Below are 17867 nucleotides of genomic sequence, written 5' to 3'. Positions count from 1 at the left end.
CGTTCCCGTTTTGTGTCAACCCGGCTCGGGTCTACAAGGGGAAGTAGTCGACCGGGGTTCCCGCCAGGCGTGCCGGATCGCCCACAGGCCGGATCAGCAGGGCCGAAGCCTCGGCCAGCGGGGTCAGGCGGCCGCTGTCCTGATCGGGGAACGGGTCGATCAGCGGCAGGCCATCACCCTGGGCGAGAGAGGCGCGCATGTAATGCGCGCGCTGCCCGTTCGCCGGCACATCGCAGGCAAGCCGGGCCTGCAAGGGGCGCGGCGCGGGATCGGGCAGGCCTTGCAGCGCGCGCAGCAGCGGTAGCAGGAACAGATGCCCGCAGACGATGGCCGAGACCGGATTGCCAGGCAGGCCCAGCATGACCGCATCCCCCAGCCGCCCGGACATCAGCGGCTTGCCGGGGCGCATGGCGATCTTGTGGAAGGCGCGCTGCATGCCCGAGGCCGCCGCGACCTTTGCCACCAGATCGTGATCGCCGACCGAGGCGCCGCCGATCGTGACGATGACATCGGCGCCGCGTGCCATGTCCAGCATCTGGGCAAGCGCGGCTTCGCTGTCGCGCGCAATGGGCAGGATGCGGGCGCGGGCGCCTTCGGCCTCGGCCATGGCCTTGAGGGCAAAGATGTTCGAGGCGACGATCTGGTCCGGCCCCGGCACCTCGCCCGGCATGACCAGCTCGTCCCCGGTGGCGATGAAGGCAACTTCGGGCCGGCGGGTGACCGTCAGGTCCGAGCAGTTCATCGCGGCCAGCAATGCCAGATCGGCGGGCCGCAGGCGCCGGGGCGCAGCAAGGCGGTGGCCGGCGGCGAAATCGGCCCCGGCCGGGCGGATGTTCGGGCCATCGCCAAGGGTTTCGGCAATGATGATGCGCGCACCGTCGCGCGTCACGTCTTCCTGAATGACCACGTTGGTGGCGCCTTGCGGCACCGGCGCGCCGGTGAAGATGCGCACCGCCTGTCCGGGGCCGACCGATCCGCCATAGGCGGCCCCTGCCTGGGCGGTGCCGATCACGCGATAGACCTGACCGGGGGCAGGGGGGTCGGCCAGCGCATAGCCATCCATCGCCGAAGCCGCAAAGGGCGGCTGGGCGCGGCGCGCCACGGCATCGGCCGCCAGCACGCGGCCCGAAGCCTGGGAAAGCGGAACCGTTTCGGTCCCCAGAGGCCCGGCGAGGGACAGGATGCGCGCCAGTGCCTCGGCCACCGGGATCATGGCGCCTCGTAGCGGCCGGACTTGCCGCCCTCTTTCATGGCAAGGTGGATCGCGCCGATCTCCATGCCCTTTTCGGCCGCCTTGAGCATGTCATAGATCGTCAGGGCGGCGACCGACACGGCGGTCAGCGCCTCCATCTCGACGCCGGTCTGGCCGGTGGTCCTGACGGTGGCCTCGATGCGGATGCCGGGCAGGGCAGGGTCGGGGGTCAGCTCGACCGAGACCTTGGTGACGGGCAGCGGGTGGCACAGCGGGATCAGATCCGAGGTCCGCTTGGCCCCCATGATCCCGGCCAGCCGTGCAACGCCCAGCACATCGCCCTTGCCGGCGCGGCCTTCGGTGACAAGGGCAAGGGTGTCGGCGGTCATCCGCACCGCGCCCCGGGCTATGGCGGTGCGTGCGGTGACGGCCTTGTCCGACACGTCGACCATATGGGCCTGACCCTTGGTGTCGAAATGCGTCAGCATCTAGACCCCGCCATGTGCCGTCAGCGGCCGGGCCAGCAGCGCGCGGGTTGCAGCCTCGACATCTGCCTGCCGCATCAGCGATTCGCCGATCAGGAAGCGCCGCACCCCGTATTGTGCCATGTCGGCCAGATCGTCCGGCGTGAACAGCCCGCTTTCCGAGACGACCTGACGATCCTCGGGCACCCGGCGCGACAGATCGCGCGTGGCGTCGAGGCTGGTTTCGAACGTATGCAGGTTGCGGTTGTTGATGCCGATCAGCGGTGATTTGAGCCGCAGCGCCCGGTCGAGTTCCGCGCGGTCGTGGATTTCGATCAGCACATCCATGCCGTGATCCATCGCGGTGGTTTCCAGCTCTTCGGCCAGGGCATCATCGACCGAGGCCATGATGATCAGGATGCAGTCGGCCCCCCAGGCGCGCGCCTCGAGCACTTGCCAGGGGTCATAGAGGAAATCCTTGCGCAGGCAGGGCAGATCGCAGGCCTCTCGCGCGGCCGTCAGGAATTCGGGCGCGCCCTGGAACGAAGGGCCATCGGTCAGCACCGAAAGGCAGGCGGCGCCCCCGGCCTGATAGGCGCGGGCCAGCGAAGGCGGGTCGAAATCGGGGCGGATCAGGCCCTTGGACGGGCTGGCCTTCTTGATTTCTGCGATCAGGCCATAGCCTTTCTGGGCCGCACGGGTCAGCGCCGCGCCAAAGCCGCGCGGGGCGGGGGCCGCCTTGGCCTGATCCTGGAGGTCGGACAGCGAAAGCGCGGCCTTGGCGGCGGCGACCTCTTCCAGCTTGTAGGCCTTGATACGGTCGAGGATCGTGGTCATGGACGGTCTCCTTTCCTCGTGAGTAGCGCGTGAGCGCCAGGAATGGAAGCCTTGGGGGAAGCGAGGGGCCAGCCCCTCGCGCTCCCCGCCAGGGAGGGCTGTCTGCCCTCCCTGGACCCTCCCGAGGGTATTTGCGGCAAGGTGAAGGGTCAGGCCGACCAGTCGATTTCCGGCTGGCCCTGCTGTGCCAGCCAGCGGTTGACGGCGCTGAAGGGGCGCGAGCCGAAGAAGCCGCGATAGGCGGCCAGCGGCGAGGGATGCGGGCTTTCAAGGAACAGGTGCCCGTCGCGCGGAAGTCTGGCGCAAAGTTTCTGCGCCGGTGCCCCCCACAGCAGGAAGGCGCGCGGGCCGGTCGTGGCCAGGCGGTCCAGCACCTGCGCGACCAGCGGCTCCCAGCCCCAGCCCTTGTGGCCGTTCGCCTGGCCAATGGGCACGGTCAGCACGGTGTTCAGCAGCAAGACGCCCTGCCGTGCCCAGCCGGTCAGATCGGCAGGCGGGGCGGCATGGCCGGTATCGCTGGCAACCTCGGTCAGGATGTTGCGCAGGCTGTCGCGGGGCGCGGTGCCGGGCGGAAAGCCAAAGGCAAGGCCGGTCGCGCGGCCTGGGGTGTGATAGGGATCCTGGCCCAGGATCACCACCCGCGTCTGTTGCGGCGGGCACAGGGCAAGCGCGCGAAAGATAAGATCGGGCGCGGGTTGCCAGCCGGGGTTGGCCGCCAGCCGGTCCCACAGGGCGGGCCACTGGACTTGAAAGAACGGCAGGTCGGCCCAGCCGGCGGGCGGTTCGGGCCGGGTCATTGCGCCGGGGTGATCCGGCGCAGGATGTCGAGCCGGGCCTTGGCCGCGCCGCTGTCGATCGAGTCGCGCGCGATCGCGACGCCTTCGGGCAGGTTGGCGGCGCGGTCGGCCACCACCAGCGCGGCGGCCGAGTTCAGCAGAACCGCATCGCGGTAGGCGCCGGTTTCGCCATCGAGCAGCGCGCGCAGGGCGGCCGCGTTTTCCGCCGGGGTGCCGCCCAGCAGCTTTTCGAACGGATGCCACGGCAGACCGGCATCGTCGGGCGAGACGGTGAATTCCGTCACGATCCCGCCATGCAGCGCGGCAACGGTCGAGGGGGCGGCAATCGACAGCTCGTCCGTGCCATCGCCACCATGGACGATCCAGGCCTTGACGGCGCCAAGCGCGGCCAGCGTCTCGGCCACCGGGCGGCACAGCTCGGCGGCGAAGGTGCCGGTCAGCTGGCGGCGCACGCCGGCCGGGTTGGTCAGCGGCCCGAGGATGTTGAAGATGGTGCGCGTGCCAAGTTCCAGCCGCACGGGGGCGACGTGGCGGGTGGCGGGGTGGTGCATGGGCGCCATCATGAAGCCGATCCCGGCCTCGGTCAGGCAGCGTTCGACCACCTCGGGGCCCACCATGACATTCAGGCCAAGTTCGGTCAGCGCATCCGCTGCGCCGGATTTCGACGACAGGTTGCGGTTGCCATGCTTGGCGACCGGCACGCCCGCGCCGGCAACGACCAGCGAGGTGGCGGTGGAAATGTTCAGCGTGCCCTTGCCGTCGCCGCCGGTTCCCACGATGTCGATGGCGCCTTCGGGGGCCGTCACGCGCACGCATTTCGATCGCATGACGCTGGCGGCGGCGGCATATTCGTCCACCGTCTCGCCCCGGGTGCGCAGGGCCATCAGCAGACCGCCCATCTGGGCCGGCGTTGCCTCGCCCGCGAACAGGATGCCAAAGGCGGCCTCGGCCTCCTCCCGGGTCAGGGGGCGGGTGCAGGCGGCGGCGATCAGGGGTTTGAGGGCCTGGCTCATGCGGGCACCCCCACGGTGTTCAGGAAATTGCGAAGCATGTCGTGTCCGTGGTCCGAGGCGATGGATTCGGGGTGGAACTGCACCCCTTCGATGGGCAGCTCGCGGTGGCGCAGGCCCATGATCAGGCCATCGCCCGTCTCGGCGGTGATTTCAAGGCAGTCCGGCAGGCTGGCGCGGTCCACGACCAGCGAATGATAGCGCGTGGCGCGCAAGGGGTTCGGCAGGCCCGCGAACACCCCCGTATTCTGGTGGTGCATCAGGTCGGTCTTGCCATGCACGATCTGCGGGGCACGCACCACCTTGCCGCCAAAGGCCTGGCCGATGGTCTGATGCCCCAGGCAGACACCCATGAGCGGCAGGCGCGCCTCGGCGGCGGCCAAGGTCAGGGGCAGGCAGATGCCCGCCTGATCCGGATCGCAGGGGCCGGGCGACAGGACGATGGCGTCCGGGCGCAGCGCCATCGCCTGCTGCACATCCAGCGCATCATTGCGCACGACCTTTACCTTGGCCCCCAGTTCGCCAAAATAATGGACAAGGTTGAAGGTGAAGCTGTCGTAGTTGTCGATCAGCAGGATCATGCCATTCCCCCATGGCCTAGCCGCGCCTGGTGGCGCATTCAGGGGGTGAACCCCGTCCGATGTCGCGCTATAGATGCGCGCAGCGTGGGCAGGGCGTCAAGACCGCCTCGGGACGGATATTCCGGGTGGCCCACGAAGAATTGAGGCAGGAGGAAGCGGTGATCCGGGGGATTCTGGCAGGGCTGGTTTCGGGCGTGGCTTTGGTCGTGGTGGTGCTGGGGGCGGTCTCGCTGACCTCGCCCTTGCCGCAGCGGCCTGCGATGCCGGGCCCGGTTGATGCGCCCGCCGTCCAGGGCGTCGAGGCGGCGTCTGCGCCTGCCCCGCAGACGCCGCCGGCCGAACCCCCTGCCGCCGAACCTGCTGCCCCGAGCGTGGACGAGACGGCGACGGCTGCACCGACCGAAGCTGCCCCGCAAGCCAAGGCCGCGCCCGAAGCCGCCCCGGAGCCGACCGCCGCGCCTGCCGAGGAACGGGCGCCCGAGACGGCACCGGCCCCGATCCTGCCTCCGCCGTCCGAAAGCGCGCAGGCCGCCCCCGCAGCCATCGCGCCCGAGGCGCCCTTGCCGCAAGGCGGGGCACCGGCTGCGCCCGAGGTGGCGGGCCAGGATGTTGCCGGGGCCGAGGGCGCTGCAACCCCGGTTGCGCCGATGCCGGCCGCGCCGCCAGCCGCGCTGACCCAGCCGGCGCATCCTGCAGGGGTGGCGCCGGTGCTGCCCTCGACCGATGCGGCGCCGGATGCGCGCAGGCCTGCGGCCCCGGCCATGGCCGAAGCCGAGCGCGCAGACGACGGGCCGCGCATCCTGCCGCCTGCCCCGCTTCCGCCGCAGGCTGCGACTGACGCGACAAAGCCCGAAGCGGCGGCCGTTACTGATGTCCCGGCAGAGCCTGCCAGCCGGCCCGAGCCTGGCTTCAATGGTGCGGTCGACGGGGTTCGCACCGGCCGGTTGCCGACGATTGTGCCGGCGGCCGAAGTGGCGCCGGATGCCCCGCCCGCAGGTGCGCTGCGCCGCAATGCGCGCGCCTTTGCCAACCCGGACAACAAGCCGCCCTTTGCCATCCTGCTGCTGGACCAGGGCGGGGCCATTGCCGATCTGTCGACGCTTGCGGCCAGCGATCTTCCGCTGACCCTGATCGTGGACCCCGCCTTGCCCGACGCGGCCGAGCGTGCGGCGCTGTGGCGCGCTGCGGGGCAAGAGGTCGCCCTGCCGGCAACCGCCCTGCCGCGCCGTGGGGCCGCTGCCGACATGGAAGTCGCGATGGAGGCCTTGTCGGCCGATTTTCCGGGGGCGCTGGCCATTGCCGACCTGCGCGAGACCTCGGCCCAGGGTGACCGCGCCTGGGCCAGCGCGCTGGTTCCGGCGCTGGCAGCCCGTGGGTTCGGGATGGTCTCGATGGACCGTGGCCTGAACGCTGCCGATCAGGTCGCCCGCCGCGAAGGGCTGCCGGCGGCCATCATCTTCCGCGAGCTTGATGCCAAGGACGAAAGTGCCGCAGTGATCCGCCGTTATCTGGACCGGGCCGCCTTCAAGGCCCAGCAGGACGGGCGGGCCATCGTGGTGGGCCGCGCACGCCCCGAGACGATCACCGCCGTGCTGGAATGGGCGCTGGAGGGGCGGGCGGCCACGCTGGCGCTTGCGCCGCTGTCGGCGGTGTTCCCGGCGCAGTAAACCTTGTGGCGGCAGGGGGCGGCGCCCGCAGCGCAGCCCTTTGCCCCGGCCCATGGCGGGGCTGATGCGCTGCCGCAGGCGCGCCTAGCGCCAGAACACCACCCAATCGACCAGATCCAGAAACCGCCGCGCCAGAAACAGCGTCGCGCCGGTGCCCGTCATGTAGTCGATGCCCATTCCGATCAGGATCAGGGCCACCAGGACGATGGCAAGCGTGTTGGTCATGGTGTCTGTTCCCAAGGGGGGGCCGGCGCCCCAAGGGTTACGGTGCCTAGAGGGTGCAGGCAAGCAAAAGGGGGCCGCAGGGGCCCCCTTTGCCGATCATCTCGTGTGATCTCAGACCAGACGGCCGATGGCGGCGGCGACATCGGCCATGCGCGCCGAGAAGCCCCATTCGTTGTCATACCAGGACAGCACGCGCACCAGACGCTTGCCGGTGACCTTGGTCTGTTCCGGCGCGAAGATCGAGGATTGCGTCGTGTGGTTGAAGTCGATCGAAACCTTCGGCTCCGGATCATAGCCCAGCACGGCGCCCATCGGGCCGGCCGCCGCCTCGCGCATGATCTCGTTCACGTCGGCCACGGTCACGTCCTTGGCGGCATAGAAGGTCAGATCGACGCAGGACACGTTCGGGGTCGGCACGCGGATCGCGGTGCCGTCCAGTTTGCCTGCCAGTTCCGGCAGCACTTCGCCCAGGGCCTTGGCAGCGCCGGTCGAGGTGGGGATCATCGCCATGGCCGCCGCGCGGGCGCGGTAAAGGTCGCTGTGGCGACGGTCCAGCGTGGGCTGATCGCCGGTGTAGGAATGGATCGTCGTCATGATGCCCGACTCGATGCCGATGGCATCGTTCAGCACCTTGGCCAGCGGCGCCAGGCAGTTCGTGGTGCACGAGCCGTTCGAGACCACCAGATGCTCGGGCAGCAGCTCGGTGTGGTTCACGCCGTAAACGACCGTCTTGTCGGCCTTCTTGGCCGGGGCCGACACCAGCACGCGCTTGGCGCCGCGGGTCAGGTGAACGGCGGCCTTGTCGCGGTCATTGAACTTGCCGGTGCATTCCAGCACGACATCGACGCCGGTCCAGTCCAGTTCGTCGGGGTTGTAGGTCGACATCACGCGGATCGGGCCCTGGCCCAGATCCATCGTGTTGCCCTCGACCCGGATGGTGCCCGGAAAGCGGCCATGCACGCTGTCGTATTTCAGCAGATGGGCATTGGTTTCAATCGGGCCGGTGGCGTTCAGCGCGACCACCTGCACGTCATTGCGCGCAGCCTCGGCGATATGGGCCAGCGTGCAGCGGCCGATGCGGCCGAAACCGTTGATGCCGATGGTAATGGTCATGCGCGTCTCCATGAGAAAGCCAATGGCGCCCCGATACACCGGATCCGTCCGATGCGGAAGCATGGATTCCTCGGAAAATCATGGTGTTAACGCAAACAGGCGGAGGGTTGCCGCCGGTTTGCGCTAACGATCACGCAGGGGTGAGCGGCCCGGTCAGTTCGCCTTGCTGCGCTGGCCCGCGACGATCTGCTGCATCCCGTCCAGCGGCACATAGCCGCGCACCATCGTCTCGTTGATCACGAAGGTCGGCGTGCCATTGATCTGCAAGAGCGAGGCCAGCTCGTGGTTGGCTCGGATGATCGCCAGGGTCGCATCCGATTCCATCTCGGCCGACACTTTGGCCGCATCAAGGCCCAGTTCGGCGGCCAGATCGTCCAGCGCCTCGGCATTGGCCGGACCCTTGAGCGAGATCAGCGCATCATGGGCCTTCTTGTAGACCTCGTCCCCGGCCAGCTTGCGCACCGCGATGGCGAATTTCGACGAGGCCAGCGAATCCTCGCCCAGGATCGGGAATTCCTTGAACACGAGGCGGATGTTGCCATCCGATTCGACCAGTTGCTCGACCTCTTGCCAGGACTTGCGGCAATAGCCGCAGCGATAGTCGAGGAACTCGACCACCGTCACATCGCCTTCGGGATTGCCGCCCACCCAGTCGGCCGGGCTGGTATAGATCGCCGCCGCATTGTCGCGCAGGATTTTCAGGTCGCTGGCCACCTGATCGGCCTCGCGCTTCTGTTCCAGAATGCCGATGGCCTCCATCAGCACTTCGGGGTTTTCCAGCAGATAGCCGCGCACAGCCTGGCCAAAGGCCGCACGCTCGGCATCGGTCATCGCGGTCAGATCCAGCGCCGAGACGGGCGCGGCAAGGCCAAGGCAGAGGGCAAGGGCAGGCAGAAAACGCATGGACAGCTCCGGTTGGACAGCCGGAGGCCCGGCGGAATTGGGGGATCGGCCCTTGACCCGGCGCAGCCTGCGCGGAAAAAGGCCGAAAGTCAGGCGCACCATAGGGGGCAGAACATGCGGGTTTCAAGCCGGGGCGATGTCGATCCCTTCATCGTGATGGATGTGATGGAGGCCGCGCGGGCGCTGGAAGCGCAAGGGCGCCACATCATCCACATGGAGGTCGGCCAGCCCAGCACCCCCGCCCCCGCCGGCGCGCGCAAGGCCCTGGCGGCCGCGATGGAGGCCGATGCCCTGGGCTATACCGTGGCGCTTGGCCTGCCCGAGCTGCGGCGCGGCATCGCGGCCCTGTATCAGCGCTGGTATGGCGTCGATCTGGATCCGGGGCGGGTGATCGTGACGGCCGGATCGTCCTCGGCCTTCCTGCTGGCCTTTTCCGCCTTCTTCGATGCAGGCGAGCGGGTGGGGATGGGGCTGCCGGGCTATCCCAGCTACCGCCATATCCTCAAGGCGCTGTCCTTGCAGGCGGTGGGCATTCCGACCGGGCCGGACACAAGGTTCCAGCCGGTGCCCGCGCAAATCCCCGAAGGGCTTGCCGGGCTGATCGTCGCCTCGCCGGGCAACCCGTCGGGCACGATGCTGGGCAAGGCGGAACTGGCGGCGCTGGCCGACCACTGCGCAGGGCGCGACATCGCGCTGATCTCGGACGAGATCTACCATGGCCTGCACTACGAGACCCCGGCCGTCAGCGCGCTGAACGTGACCGACGATGTCTGCGTGATCAACTCGTTCTCGAAATACTTCTCGATGACCGGCTGGCGCGTCGGCTGGATGGTGGTGCCCGAAAATCAGGTCCGCCGCATCGAGCGGCTGGCGCAGAACATGTTCATCTGCCCGCCCCATGCCAGCCAGATCGCGGCCCTTGCCGCGCTGGACTGCATCGACGAGCTGGAGGAAAACCGGGCCGTCTATGCCGCCAACCGCGCCCTGATGCTGGAGCGCTTGCCGCTGGCAGGCTTTTCCCGCATCGCGCCGCCCGATGGCGCGTTCTACATCTATGCTGACGTGTCCGACCTGACCGATGACAGCCGCAAGCTGGCCGCCGATATCCTGAATGGTGCCGGGGTCGCGGTGACGCCCGGGCTGGATTTCGACCCGGACCGAGGTCACCAGACCCTGCGCTTTTCCTATGCCCGCGCGACGGCGGATATCGAGGAAGGTCTTGCGCGGCTGGCGCGGTTCATGGCGGGCAGGGCGCGCTGATCGCGGCGCGGCGCGGCGCCCGGTCTGACTGTCGCATGGGTATTTGTGGCAAGATGATGCAGGCGCCGCGTCATGCAGGGCTTGCGCCTGTGGCGGGCGCCCTTGGGTATTTGCAGAAAGGTGAAAGCAGGGCGCGGCGCACCACTGCCTTTCGCCTTGATGCAAATATCCCCGCCGGAGGCATCCGGCACTTGCCGCGGGCGCGGCGGGCGGATCAGAGGCCCTGACGGATGAACTGGCCGGGGTTGAAGCGTCCGAAGTTGCCCATCATCTGCTGGATGAAGCCGACGCCCTTGATGTTGGTGTCGGTCACGCGGCGCGACAGGGCGACGACCTGACCATCCTGCAGCCCGAAGCGTTCGATGTTGCTGACCTGGCCGCGCGCATCGAAGCTGATCGCCAGGACCTGACGGTCGATTTCCTGGGGCGCGCGGGCGCCCTTGTGGGACCAGCGGCTTTGCACATAGTACCAGCCACTGTCGGCCATCAGGCCGCCTGCGGATGGCCGGCCGACCTTGGCCGTGACCGACTCGCGCGTGTCCTTGCCGACAGTGACCGCGGAGAGGTCTTCGTCCGACGGGGTATAGCCGTGATTGCGGATCACCTCGGCGCACGCGCCAAGCGCCAGAAGCGCCAGCCCTGCCAGAGCCATGCGCAACCCGGTTTTCGCCTTGACCATCGCCGTCCTCTTGTCTTGACTGCCGAAGCCTCATATCCGGCTTACAGAAGGTTTCGGCGCGGTTCAAGCAAGACCGCGCCCCATAGGGAGGCCCGCCATGACCGACCGCTCTGCCATCCGCATCCGAACTGCCGAGCTGACAGGCAACCGGCGCCGCCCGTTCGAGCTGGAGCCCGACGCCGAGGAACGGGCCGAACTGGCCGCAGAACTGGGGCTGCTTGCGCTGACGGCCTTGCGCTTTCAGGGGGAGCTGCGCCCGAGGGGGCGCGCCGATGTCGCACTTGAGGCACGGCTGGAGGCGCAGGGCGATCAGGCCTGCGTGGTGACGCTGGCCCCGGTTCCCTTTGCGCTGGATGTGCCGGTTGCGCGTGTCTATGTCGCGGGCATGACCGATCCCGAGGGGGACGAGGTCGAGATGCCCGAGGACGACACCCGCGAGCCCTTGCCGGAATCGGTCGACCTGTGGGCGGTGATGGTCGAGTCGCTGGCGCTGGCACTGCCGGATTATCCGCGTGCGCCGGGGGCAGAGCTGAGGCAGGCGGTGTTCACCGAAAAGGGCGCCGAGCCCCTGACCGACGAGGCCATGCGCCCCTTTGCCGGACTGGCAGCGCTGAAAGGCAAGCTGGAGGGGTGAACCGGCAGAAACCCCTTGCGCCCGCGCAGAATCCGTCTATGTTCCGCGCCTCGCAAGACAGGTTACGCCGACCCGGTCTAAAGCTGGGTTTCGGCGTGATTTTCGCAAGCATATCAGGGGCGTGTCCCCGACAAGCCCGAGGTTGAGAAATGGCCGTTCCGCAGAACCGAGTCACCCGTTCGCGCCGCAACATGCGCCGTGCCCATGACGCACTGGTCGCCGCGAACCCCAACGAATGCCCGAACTGCGGCGAGCTGAAGCGCCCGCACCACGTTTGCGGCGCCTGCGGCCACTACGATTCGCGCGAAGTCGTGTCGACCGCGACCGAAGTGGATCTGGACGAGGACGCGGCGTAAGGCGTTTGCCTGACGCCTCGTGACCGCGTTCCTCCATGGGTTCCACCGGACCGGAAGTGACTGATCGCGTTGCAGATGTCGTGACACGGCAGCAACTGGTCATATCGGTGGACGCCATGGGCGGAGATCGCGGTCCTTCGGCCGTGGTCGCCGGTGTGGCCGCCGTGGTTGCGGCCAACCCGGATGTCCGCATCCTTCTGCATGGGGATCAGGCCGTGCTGGGCCCGCTTCTGGACAGGAAGCCGGGCCTTTCTGCCGTTGTCGAATTGCGTCACGCCCCGCGTGTCGTGACCATGGAGGACAAGCCCAGCCAAGTGATGCGCCATGGCGAGGGCACCTCGATGTGGTCCTGCATCGAGGCCGTGCGCAGCGGCGAGGCGGCGGCGGCCGTGTCTTGCGGCAATACCGGGGCGCTGATGGCGGTGTCGATGATCCGCCTGCGCCGCATGCCGGGAATCAACCGCCCGGCCATCGCCTGTCTGTGGCCCAGCCGGAACCCCGGCGGGTTCAATGTCATGCTCGATGTCGGCGCCGACGTGAAGGCCGATGCCCCCGATCTGCTGCAATATGCGATGATGGGCGCGTCCTATGCGCGCAACGGGCTTGGGCTGGCGCGTCCGCGCGTGGGCCTGCTGAATGTCGGCACCGAAGATCACAAGGGCCGGGCCGAGGTGAAGGCCGCGCAGGATCTGATTGCCGAAGCCACCGCGGCAGGCGGTTTCGATTATGTCGGCTTTGTCGAGGGCAGCGATATTCCGTCCGATCGGGTGGATGTGATCGTGACCGACGGATTTACCGGGAACATCGCGCTCAAGACCGGCGAGGGGTCCGCCCGGCTGGTCGGGGATTTCCTGCGCGAGGCGTTCAACGCGACCTTTTTGTCCAAGATCGCGGCGCTGCTGGCGCTGGCCTCGCTCAAGCGCTTGCAGTCGCGGATCGACCCGCGGCGGGTGAATGGCGGGGTGTTCCTTGGCCTGAACGGCACGGTCGTCAAATCGCACGGCTCGGCCGATGCCACCGGGGTCGAGGCTGCAATCGGGCTGGCATGCCGGCTGGCCCGTGCGGGGTTCATCGAACGGCTGGCGGCACGGGTTGCATCTGCCAATGCCTCGGGGCAGGATACAGCAGGGCAGGGTGAAGGAGCCGGGACCAATCCATGACTATCCGCGCCGTCGTCCGGGGCGTCGGGCATTATTTGCCCGAACGTGTGGTGCCCAACAGCGAATTCGAAGCGACCATCGACACCAGTGACGAGTGGATTCGCTCGCGCTCGGGGATCGAACGGCGGCATTTTGCTGCCGAAGGTCAGACCACGTCAGATCTGGCGATTCGGGCCGCTCAGGCCGCGCTGGCCGATGCGGGCATGTCCGCCGACCAGCTGGACGCCATTGTCGTGGCGACCTCGACGCCGGATTTCACCTTCCCGTCGGTTGCCACGATGGTGCAGGCGGGCCTGGGCACGACCAGCGGTTTTGCCTATGACGTCCAGGCGGTTTGCGCCGGGTTCGTCTTTGCGCTGGCCAATGCCAACGGGCTGATCTTGTCGGGCCAGGCCCGGCGCGTCCTGGTGATCGGGGCCGAGACCTTCTCGCGCATCATGGACTGGACCGACCGCGGCACCTGCGTGCTGTTCGGGGATGGCGCCGGCGCGCTGGTGCTCGAGGCCGAAGAGGGCGCCGGGACCTCGGACGATCGGGGGATCCTCTCGGTCGATCTGCATTCCGACGGGCGCTATCGTGACTTGCTTTATGTCGATGGCGGCGTGTCGTCGAACGGGCAGGCGGGCTATCTGCGGATGCAGGGCAATGCCGTCTTCAAGCACGCGGTGCAGAAGCTGGCCGAAACCGCGCATACCGCGCTGGAAAAGGCCGGTGTCAGCGCAGGCGATGTCGCCTGGATCGTGCCGCATCAGGCCAATCTGCGCATCATCAGCGCCACCGCCGAGCGGATGCAGGTGTCGATGGACCGGGTCGTCGTGACCGTGCAGGATCATGGCAACACCTCGGCCGCCTCGATCCCGCTGGCGCTGTCGGTCGGCAAGGCGCGCGGCCAGATCAAGACCGGCGATCTGATCGTGACCGAGGCGATTGGCGGCGGGCTTGCCTGGGGCGCCGTGGTGCTGCGCTGGTAGGCTTCAAAGCGCCGCCGCAAGTCATTGATATTGACTCGGAAAATCCGCTGCCCCATGCTGCCCCAAACACCGGGGGGACGGTATGGGCGAAAAGACTCTGACGCGCATGGATCTGAGCGAGGCCGTATTCCGAGAGGTCGGCCTGTCGCGCAACGAATCCGCGCAACTTGTTGAATCGGTTCTGCAACATGTCTCGGACGCGCTGGTCGCGGGCGAGACGGTCAAGATTTCCTCGTTCGGCACCTTCTCGGTGCGCGGCAAGGCGGCTCGCGTGGGTCGCAACCCGAAAACCGGGGAAGAGGTGCCAATCTCGCCCCGCCGTGTGCTGTCGTTCCGGCCCTCGCATCTGATGAAGGACCGCGTGGCGGCCGGCAAGGGCTGAAGGGCGGCGGGCGGATGGCAAAGTCGCCCGAGGCGTTCCGCACGATCAGCGAGGTTGCCGACCTGCTGGAGGTGCCCGCGCATGTGCTGCGGTTCTGGGAAACCCGGTTTCCGCAGATCCGCCCGGTCAAGCGCGCCGGGGGGCGGCGGTATTACCGGCCGACCGATGTGGCGCTGCTGTCCGGGATCCGGATCTTGCTGCACGATCAGGGCATGACCATACGCGGTGTGCAGAAAATCCTGCGCGAGCAAGGGGTTCGCCATGTCTGCGCCCTTGCCGATCCGGGGTTGGAGACCGAGGCGCAGGAAGAATGGACGCAAGAGGCGTCGGTTCCCGCCGCAGTGCCCGAGGAAGTCCGGGTGATTCCCTGGCCCGGTCCGCGAAAGACGGCCGACGCTGCCGCCGATGACGCGGCCGCCCCGCAAGCCGGGCAATCTGGTGTCGACGAAATGTCCGGGCCGTCAGGCTTGCCGCCCGACCCGCAGGACGGGGGCGAAGGTGATCCCGTGCCCGCCGCCCCGGAACCTGGTCCGGCGGTGGCGGATGATCTGGTGCCCGACCCGCAGGATGGCGCCCCCGGCCCGGTGCTGCCGCACGGCGCCGCAACAGAAGCGTTGTCCGGGGACGAGCCGTCATGGCCGCTGGCCCCCTCAGAGGAGCCACAGGTGACCGACGATCTTCTGCCCGATCCGCAAGACAAGGATGGGGCTGGCGAACGCCCCGCTGTGGTCGATGGGGCCGAACCGCTGGACGATGCCAGGGGGTCGGCGGGCGACTTGTCGCCCGCGCCTTCGGACGATGCGCCATGGCCCGCAGCCCCGCCAGAGGTGCCGCCCGCCATCCCGGACCCGCAAGACACGCCCCCGCCTGGTGACGATATGGGCGCTTTTGCGGACAATGAACCCGACATCGAAGCGCCCTGGCCTGAGGCGCCGTCTGATCTGCCCGTGGTTTCGGATGATCTGTTGCCTGATCCTGGCGTGCCTCCGGCGCCCGCGCAGATCCGCCCGGATCCGTTCGACGGGCTGCCATTGTTCATGCAACCCGCCGCCAAGCCGAGGCCATCGGTTCCCGTTCCCGACCTGCCCGAGGATCCGCGGCACGACATGCGCGCGCTTGCGGCCCGTCTGAGGCAGGTCGCGCAGGGCGATATCGCCCCCGCCATTTTGCGGGACCTTGCGGCAAGGCTGCATGCGCTGCGCGCGCGGATGGACCAGAGTCACCCCGAACGCTAAAGGCGACGCCGGATGCGATTTCGCGCTTGCCCCTGCGCAGAATATGGGTATGTATCCCCCTCGTCGGGCCGTGGCGCAGCCTGGTTAGCGCGTCCGTCTGGGGGGCGGAAGGTCGTGAGTTCGAATCTCACCGGCCCGACCATCACCGAAACCGCCCGCCTGCCCTGTGGCAGCGCGGGCGGTTCCGTTTTCGGAAAGGGCGATCATGGCTGACGGGGTTCTGCCGGCACAGACGATCCGGGCGATGATCGCGGACGGCACCATTGCCGCCGATCCGGAGGTGCGCCCAGAACAGGTGCAGCCTGCCAGTCTGGACCTGCGCCTTGGGTCGGTCGCCTATCGCGTGCGCGCCTCGTTCCTGGCCGGACATGGCCGCAAGGTGGCCGACCGCATCGCCGAATTCGAGATGCACCGGGTCGATCTGACCCAGGGTGCGGTGCTGGAAAAGGGCTGCGTCTATGTCGTGCCGCTGATGGAGCGGCTGGCGCTGCCTGCGGATGTCGCGGCCGTTGCCAATGCGAAAAGCTCGACCGGACGGCTGGATCTGCTGACCCGCACGATCACCGATGGCGGGGTGGAATTCGACCGGATTCCCGCAGGTTACGCGGGCCCGCTCTATGCCGAGATCTGCCCGCGCAGCTTTTCCGTGCTGGTCCGGCCCGGGATGCGCCTCAACCAGCTGCGCCTGCGGCGCGGCGATGCGATGCTGGACGATGCCGCGCTGGCCGCGCTGCACACCCGCGATCCGCTGGTCGATGGCGCGCCGCTGATTTCCGGCGGACTTGGCTTTTCCGTCGATCTGCGCCCCAGGACGGGCGATCTGGTCGGCTACCGCGCCAAGCCGCATACCGGGGTGATCGACCTTGACCGGATCGGCGCCTATGATCCGGCGGAGTTCTGGGAAGAGGTGCGCAGCGCGCAAGGGCGCATCATCCTGGACCCCGGTGCCTTCTACATTCTTGTCAGCTGCGAGGCGGTGACGATTCCCCCCGACTATGCGGCGGAAATGGCGCCCTATTTGGCGATGGTTGGTGAGTTCCGCGTGCATTATGCAGGCTTCTTCGATCCGGGCTTTGGCCACCGCGCAGCGGGCGGCAGCGGTAGCCGCGGCGTTCTGGAAGTGCGTTGTCACGAGGCACCGTTCGTTCTGGAACATGGCCAGGTCGTCGGCCGTCTGGTCTATGAGCGCATGACCGAGCGGCCCGATACGCTGTATGGTGCGGGGATCGCGTCGAACTATCAGGGGCAGGGGCTGAAACTGTCGAAGCACTTCAAGCTTTGACCGGCGGTGCCCGTGGCCAGTGGCGGATGCCTCCGGCGGGGATATTTGTATCAAGTCGAAAGGGGCGCGCGGCGCTTTGGGGGCGCTGCCTGACGGGAAAAAGGCGCGGCGGATCCGGGATCGCGCCGCGCCTGATGCATCATCTTGCTGCAAATACCCCTGCGACCGCTGCCGACCGGTGCTGCCCGGGGGGCAAGGATCAGTTCGTGCAGGGGATCGGGATTTCCACGACCTCGGCGCCCTTGCGGGTGCGGATGGTGCAGACCTTGGCCTGTTCGACCGGGGCAATCTCTTCGCGCTGGATGCCCAGCAGACCGCGCTTGTCGACATCGGCAGCCGCAGCTGTCGTGTCATCGGCCACGCCGACCAGCGACAGGGCCAGCCGTCCGGTCATCTGCGCCTGAGCCAGACGCGCGACCTGCTGGGGCGAGACTTCGACCGTTACCGTCTTGGCAGAGCCCGAGGCACCGGCCGAGCCATCAGTGTTCTGGTCGATGGCGACAACGTTGATGCCGGATTCGATCAGCTTGGTGATCTCGCCCGCGCGTTCATCGGAAAGGCCGGCGGTATTGCCCGTCCAGTAAAGGTCGACGCGGTCGCCGGCGCGCAGAAAGCCCGACACGCCGGACGAGCCGTCCACGCGGATGGTGAAGGCGCGCATCCCGCGGCCAAGGCGGGTGTTCAGGCCGGCATCCTCGCCCGGTTCGGTCACCTTGGAGGCAAGCAGCGGCTCGAATTTTTCCATCTGGCGGATCACGGTGCGCTGGCGGGTGCCTTCGCCGGGGAACAGCACGGCGGTGTCCTGAAAGATGTTCTCGGGAGTGTCTGAAATTCTGTGTATCTGATCTGGCCCATGCGGTTTTCAGATACGTTCAGGCGTCGAAGCGCCCGGCGAACATTATGGCCAGCTGATTGCGGGCCGCAACCCATTCCCGGACCGCGCGGCCACCCTTTTCGAAGTTGCGGATGGCGAGGAAGATCAGCTTGGTTGCGGCCTCCTCGGTCGGGAAGGAGCCCTTGGTCTTCAGCGTCTTCCGCAGCACTCGGTTCAGCGACTCCACGGCGTTGGTGGTATAGATGATCTTCCGGATCGCGGCGGTGAAGGCATAGAACGGGATC

Annotated in this window: 21 protein-coding genes and 1 tRNA gene; 10 read left to right on the top strand and 12 right to left on the bottom strand. The window is 68.0% G+C overall.

Annotated features, from left to right (window positions below):
* Nucleotides 1-31: 31 nt before the first annotated feature.
* The 6 genes from G481_RS0110370 to G481_RS0110345 form a co-directional block, all read right to left on the bottom strand.
* Entirely contained in the window at nt 32-1213 is a 1182-nt protein-coding gene (locus G481_RS0110370; protein WP_028029963.1) for a molybdopterin molybdotransferase MoeA, read from the bottom strand.
* On the bottom strand, nt 1210-1680 hold the full coding sequence (moaC, locus tag G481_RS0110365) for a cyclic pyranopterin monophosphate synthase MoaC (RefSeq protein ID WP_028029962.1): 471 nt from the start codon (nt 1678-1680) through the stop codon (nt 1210-1212). The genes G481_RS0110370 and moaC overlap by 4 nt, the downstream gene beginning before the upstream one ends.
* On the bottom strand, nt 1681-2493 hold the full coding sequence (trpC, locus tag G481_RS0110360) for an indole-3-glycerol phosphate synthase TrpC (protein ID WP_028029961.1): 813 nt from the start codon (nt 2491-2493) through the stop codon (nt 1681-1683). It abuts the gene before it with no gap.
* A 149-nt stretch (nt 2494-2642) separates the two neighbouring features.
* Nucleotides 2643-3290 carry a uracil-DNA glycosylase gene (locus tag G481_RS0110355; protein WP_028029960.1) on the bottom strand — a complete coding sequence of 216 codons (648 nt, stop codon included), beginning with the start codon at nt 3288-3290 and terminating at the stop codon, nt 2643-2645.
* The gene (gene trpD / locus G481_RS0110350) at nt 3287-4303 is read right to left on the bottom strand and encodes an anthranilate phosphoribosyltransferase (protein ID WP_028029959.1); all 1017 of its coding nucleotides are present in this window, start codon (nt 4301-4303) and stop codon (nt 3287-3289) included. The genes G481_RS0110355 and trpD overlap by 4 nt, the downstream gene beginning before the upstream one ends.
* The gene (locus G481_RS0110345) at nt 4300-4881 is read right to left on the bottom strand and encodes an anthranilate synthase component II (protein ID WP_028029958.1); all 582 of its coding nucleotides are present in this window, start codon (nt 4879-4881) and stop codon (nt 4300-4302) included. Before G481_RS0110345 ends, trpD begins: the two co-directional genes overlap by 4 nt.
* A gap of 158 nt (nt 4882-5039) precedes the next feature.
* Between G481_RS0110345 and G481_RS23515 the strand changes: the two genes are divergently transcribed.
* Nucleotides 5040-6548, top strand: coding sequence for a divergent polysaccharide deacetylase family protein (locus tag G481_RS23515; RefSeq protein ID WP_051294460.1), 1509 nt, complete (start codon nt 5040-5042; stop codon nt 6546-6548).
* An 84-nt stretch (nt 6549-6632) separates the two neighbouring features.
* On the opposite strand, the gene G481_RS26355 is transcribed toward G481_RS23515, so the two are convergent.
* From G481_RS26355 to G481_RS0110325, 3 genes are all read right to left on the bottom strand, one after another.
* The gene (locus G481_RS26355; protein WP_169728714.1) at nt 6633-6773 is read right to left on the bottom strand and encodes a hypothetical protein; all 141 of its coding nucleotides are present in this window, start codon (nt 6771-6773) and stop codon (nt 6633-6635) included.
* A gap of 111 nt (nt 6774-6884) precedes the next feature.
* On the bottom strand, nt 6885-7886 hold the full coding sequence (gap, locus tag G481_RS0110330) for a type I glyceraldehyde-3-phosphate dehydrogenase (protein WP_028029957.1): 1002 nt from the start codon (nt 7884-7886) through the stop codon (nt 6885-6887).
* A 153-nt stretch (nt 7887-8039) separates the two neighbouring features.
* Nucleotides 8040-8789 (bottom strand): DsbA family protein, encoded by a 750-nt coding sequence (locus G481_RS0110325; RefSeq protein ID WP_028029956.1) that lies wholly within the window; start codon nt 8787-8789, stop codon nt 8040-8042.
* A 114-nt stretch (nt 8790-8903) separates the two neighbouring features.
* Between G481_RS0110325 and G481_RS0110320 the strand changes: the two genes are divergently transcribed.
* On the top strand, nt 8904-10049 hold the full coding sequence (locus G481_RS0110320) for a pyridoxal phosphate-dependent aminotransferase (RefSeq protein ID WP_028029955.1): 1146 nt from the start codon (nt 8904-8906) through the stop codon (nt 10047-10049).
* Nucleotides 10050-10263: 214 nt separating this feature from the next.
* On the opposite strand, the gene G481_RS23510 is transcribed toward G481_RS0110320, so the two are convergent.
* Nucleotides 10264-10728 carry an outer membrane protein assembly factor BamE gene (locus tag G481_RS23510; RefSeq protein ID WP_035025800.1) on the bottom strand — a complete coding sequence of 155 codons (465 nt, stop codon included), beginning with the start codon at nt 10726-10728 and terminating at the stop codon, nt 10264-10266.
* A gap of 97 nt (nt 10729-10825) precedes the next feature.
* Between G481_RS23510 and G481_RS0110310 the strand changes: the two genes are divergently transcribed.
* From G481_RS0110310 to G481_RS0110275, 8 genes are all read left to right on the top strand, one after another.
* The gene (locus tag G481_RS0110310; protein WP_028029954.1) at nt 10826-11362 is read left to right on the top strand and encodes a YceD family protein; all 537 of its coding nucleotides are present in this window, start codon (nt 10826-10828) and stop codon (nt 11360-11362) included.
* Nucleotides 11363-11511: 149 nt separating this feature from the next.
* Nucleotides 11512-11718 carry a 50S ribosomal protein L32 gene (gene rpmF / locus G481_RS0110305; protein WP_028029953.1) on the top strand — a complete coding sequence of 69 codons (207 nt, stop codon included), beginning with the start codon at nt 11512-11514 and terminating at the stop codon, nt 11716-11718.
* Nucleotides 11719-11753: 35 nt separating this feature from the next.
* Nucleotides 11754-12878, top strand: coding sequence for a phosphate acyltransferase PlsX (gene plsX, locus G481_RS0110300; RefSeq protein WP_051294459.1), 1125 nt, complete (start codon nt 11754-11756; stop codon nt 12876-12878).
* The gene (locus G481_RS0110295) at nt 12875-13849 is read left to right on the top strand and encodes a beta-ketoacyl-ACP synthase III (protein WP_028029951.1); all 975 of its coding nucleotides are present in this window, start codon (nt 12875-12877) and stop codon (nt 13847-13849) included. Before plsX ends, G481_RS0110295 begins: the two co-directional genes overlap by 4 nt.
* 82 nt (nt 13850-13931) lie before the next feature.
* A complete protein-coding gene (ihfA, locus tag G481_RS0110290; RefSeq protein ID WP_028029950.1) occupies nt 13932-14231 on the top strand; it encodes an integration host factor subunit alpha in 300 nt (99 codons plus the stop codon).
* A 14-nt stretch (nt 14232-14245) separates the two neighbouring features.
* Nucleotides 14246-15466: a MerR family transcriptional regulator gene (locus G481_RS25135; RefSeq protein ID WP_051294458.1), complete on the top strand. Its 1221-nt coding sequence runs from the start codon at nt 14246-14248 to the stop codon at nt 15464-15466.
* A gap of 64 nt (nt 15467-15530) precedes the next feature.
* Nucleotides 15531-15608: transfer RNA gene (locus G481_RS0110280), tRNA-Pro, on the top strand.
* Between the two features lie 63 nt (nt 15609-15671).
* Nucleotides 15672-16748 carry a 2'-deoxycytidine 5'-triphosphate deaminase gene (locus G481_RS0110275; RefSeq protein ID WP_028029949.1) on the top strand — a complete coding sequence of 359 codons (1077 nt, stop codon included), beginning with the start codon at nt 15672-15674 and terminating at the stop codon, nt 16746-16748.
* Between the two features lie 199 nt (nt 16749-16947).
* Here the strand turns inward: G481_RS0110275 and cpaB are convergent, their stop codons facing one another.
* Together cpaB and G481_RS23495 are read right to left on the bottom strand one after the other, a co-directional pair.
* Nucleotides 16948-17559, bottom strand: coding sequence for a Flp pilus assembly protein CpaB (gene cpaB / locus G481_RS23500; protein WP_342666579.1), 612 nt, complete (start codon nt 17557-17559; stop codon nt 16948-16950).
* Nucleotides 17560-17620: 61 nt separating this feature from the next.
* The coding region (locus G481_RS23495; RefSeq protein ID WP_035025797.1) for a transposase at nt 17621-17867 on the bottom strand (247 nt) is incomplete at its 5' end.

It is taken from the genome of Gemmobacter nectariphilus DSM 15620, assembly GCF_000429765.1.
GTDB classification, from domain to species: domain Bacteria; phylum Pseudomonadota; class Alphaproteobacteria; order Rhodobacterales; family Rhodobacteraceae; genus Wagnerdoeblera; species Wagnerdoeblera nectariphila.
Note: the sequence above shows the minus strand (reverse complement) of the source record. Positions and strands in the feature narration are given on the sequence as shown.

What these genes read in the sequence shown, in the direction of transcription:
- G481_RS0110370 (WP_028029963.1), bottom strand. Translation starts at nt 1,213, where the DNA reads ATGATCCCGGTGGCCGAGGCACTGGCGCGCATCCTGTCCCTCGCCGGG.
- moaC (WP_028029962.1), bottom strand. Translation starts at nt 1,680, where the DNA reads ATGCTGACGCATTTCGACACCAAGGGTCAGGCCCATATGGTCGACGTG.
- trpC (WP_028029961.1), bottom strand. Translation starts at nt 2,493, where the DNA reads ATGACCACGATCCTCGACCGTATCAAGGCCTACAAGCTGGAAGAGGTC.
- G481_RS0110355 (WP_028029960.1), bottom strand. Translation starts at nt 3,290, where the DNA reads ATGACCCGGCCCGAACCGCCCGCCGGCTGGGCCGACCTGCCGTTCTTT.
- trpD (WP_028029959.1), bottom strand. Translation starts at nt 4,303, where the DNA reads ATGAGCCAGGCCCTCAAACCCCTGATCGCCGCCGCCTGCACCCGCCCC.
- G481_RS0110345 (WP_028029958.1), bottom strand. Translation starts at nt 4,881, where the DNA reads ATGATCCTGCTGATCGACAACTACGACAGCTTCACCTTCAACCTTGTC.
- G481_RS26355 (WP_169728714.1), bottom strand. Translation starts at nt 6,773, where the DNA reads ATGACCAACACGCTTGCCATCGTCCTGGTGGCCCTGATCCTGATCGGA.
- gap (WP_028029957.1), bottom strand. Translation starts at nt 7,886, where the DNA reads ATGACCATTACCATCGGCATCAACGGTTTCGGCCGCATCGGCCGCTGC.
- G481_RS0110325 (WP_028029956.1), bottom strand. Translation starts at nt 8,789, where the DNA reads ATGCGTTTTCTGCCTGCCCTTGCCCTCTGCCTTGGCCTTGCCGCGCCC.
- G481_RS0110320 (WP_028029955.1), top strand. Translation starts at nt 8,904, where the DNA reads ATGCGGGTTTCAAGCCGGGGCGATGTCGATCCCTTCATCGTGATGGAT.
- G481_RS23510 (WP_035025800.1), bottom strand. Translation starts at nt 10,728, where the DNA reads ATGGTCAAGGCGAAAACCGGGTTGCGCATGGCTCTGGCAGGGCTGGCG.
- G481_RS0110310 (WP_028029954.1), top strand. Translation starts at nt 10,826, where the DNA reads ATGACCGACCGCTCTGCCATCCGCATCCGAACTGCCGAGCTGACAGGC.
- rpmF (WP_028029953.1), top strand. Translation starts at nt 11,512, where the DNA reads ATGGCCGTTCCGCAGAACCGAGTCACCCGTTCGCGCCGCAACATGCGC.
- plsX (WP_051294459.1), top strand. Translation starts at nt 11,754, where the DNA reads ATGGGTTCCACCGGACCGGAAGTGACTGATCGCGTTGCAGATGTCGTG.
- G481_RS0110295 (WP_028029951.1), top strand. Translation starts at nt 12,875, where the DNA reads ATGACTATCCGCGCCGTCGTCCGGGGCGTCGGGCATTATTTGCCCGAA.
- ihfA (WP_028029950.1), top strand. Translation starts at nt 13,932, where the DNA reads ATGGGCGAAAAGACTCTGACGCGCATGGATCTGAGCGAGGCCGTATTC.
- G481_RS25135 (WP_051294458.1), top strand. Translation starts at nt 14,246, where the DNA reads ATGGCAAAGTCGCCCGAGGCGTTCCGCACGATCAGCGAGGTTGCCGAC.
- G481_RS0110275 (WP_028029949.1), top strand. Translation starts at nt 15,672, where the DNA reads ATGGCTGACGGGGTTCTGCCGGCACAGACGATCCGGGCGATGATCGCG.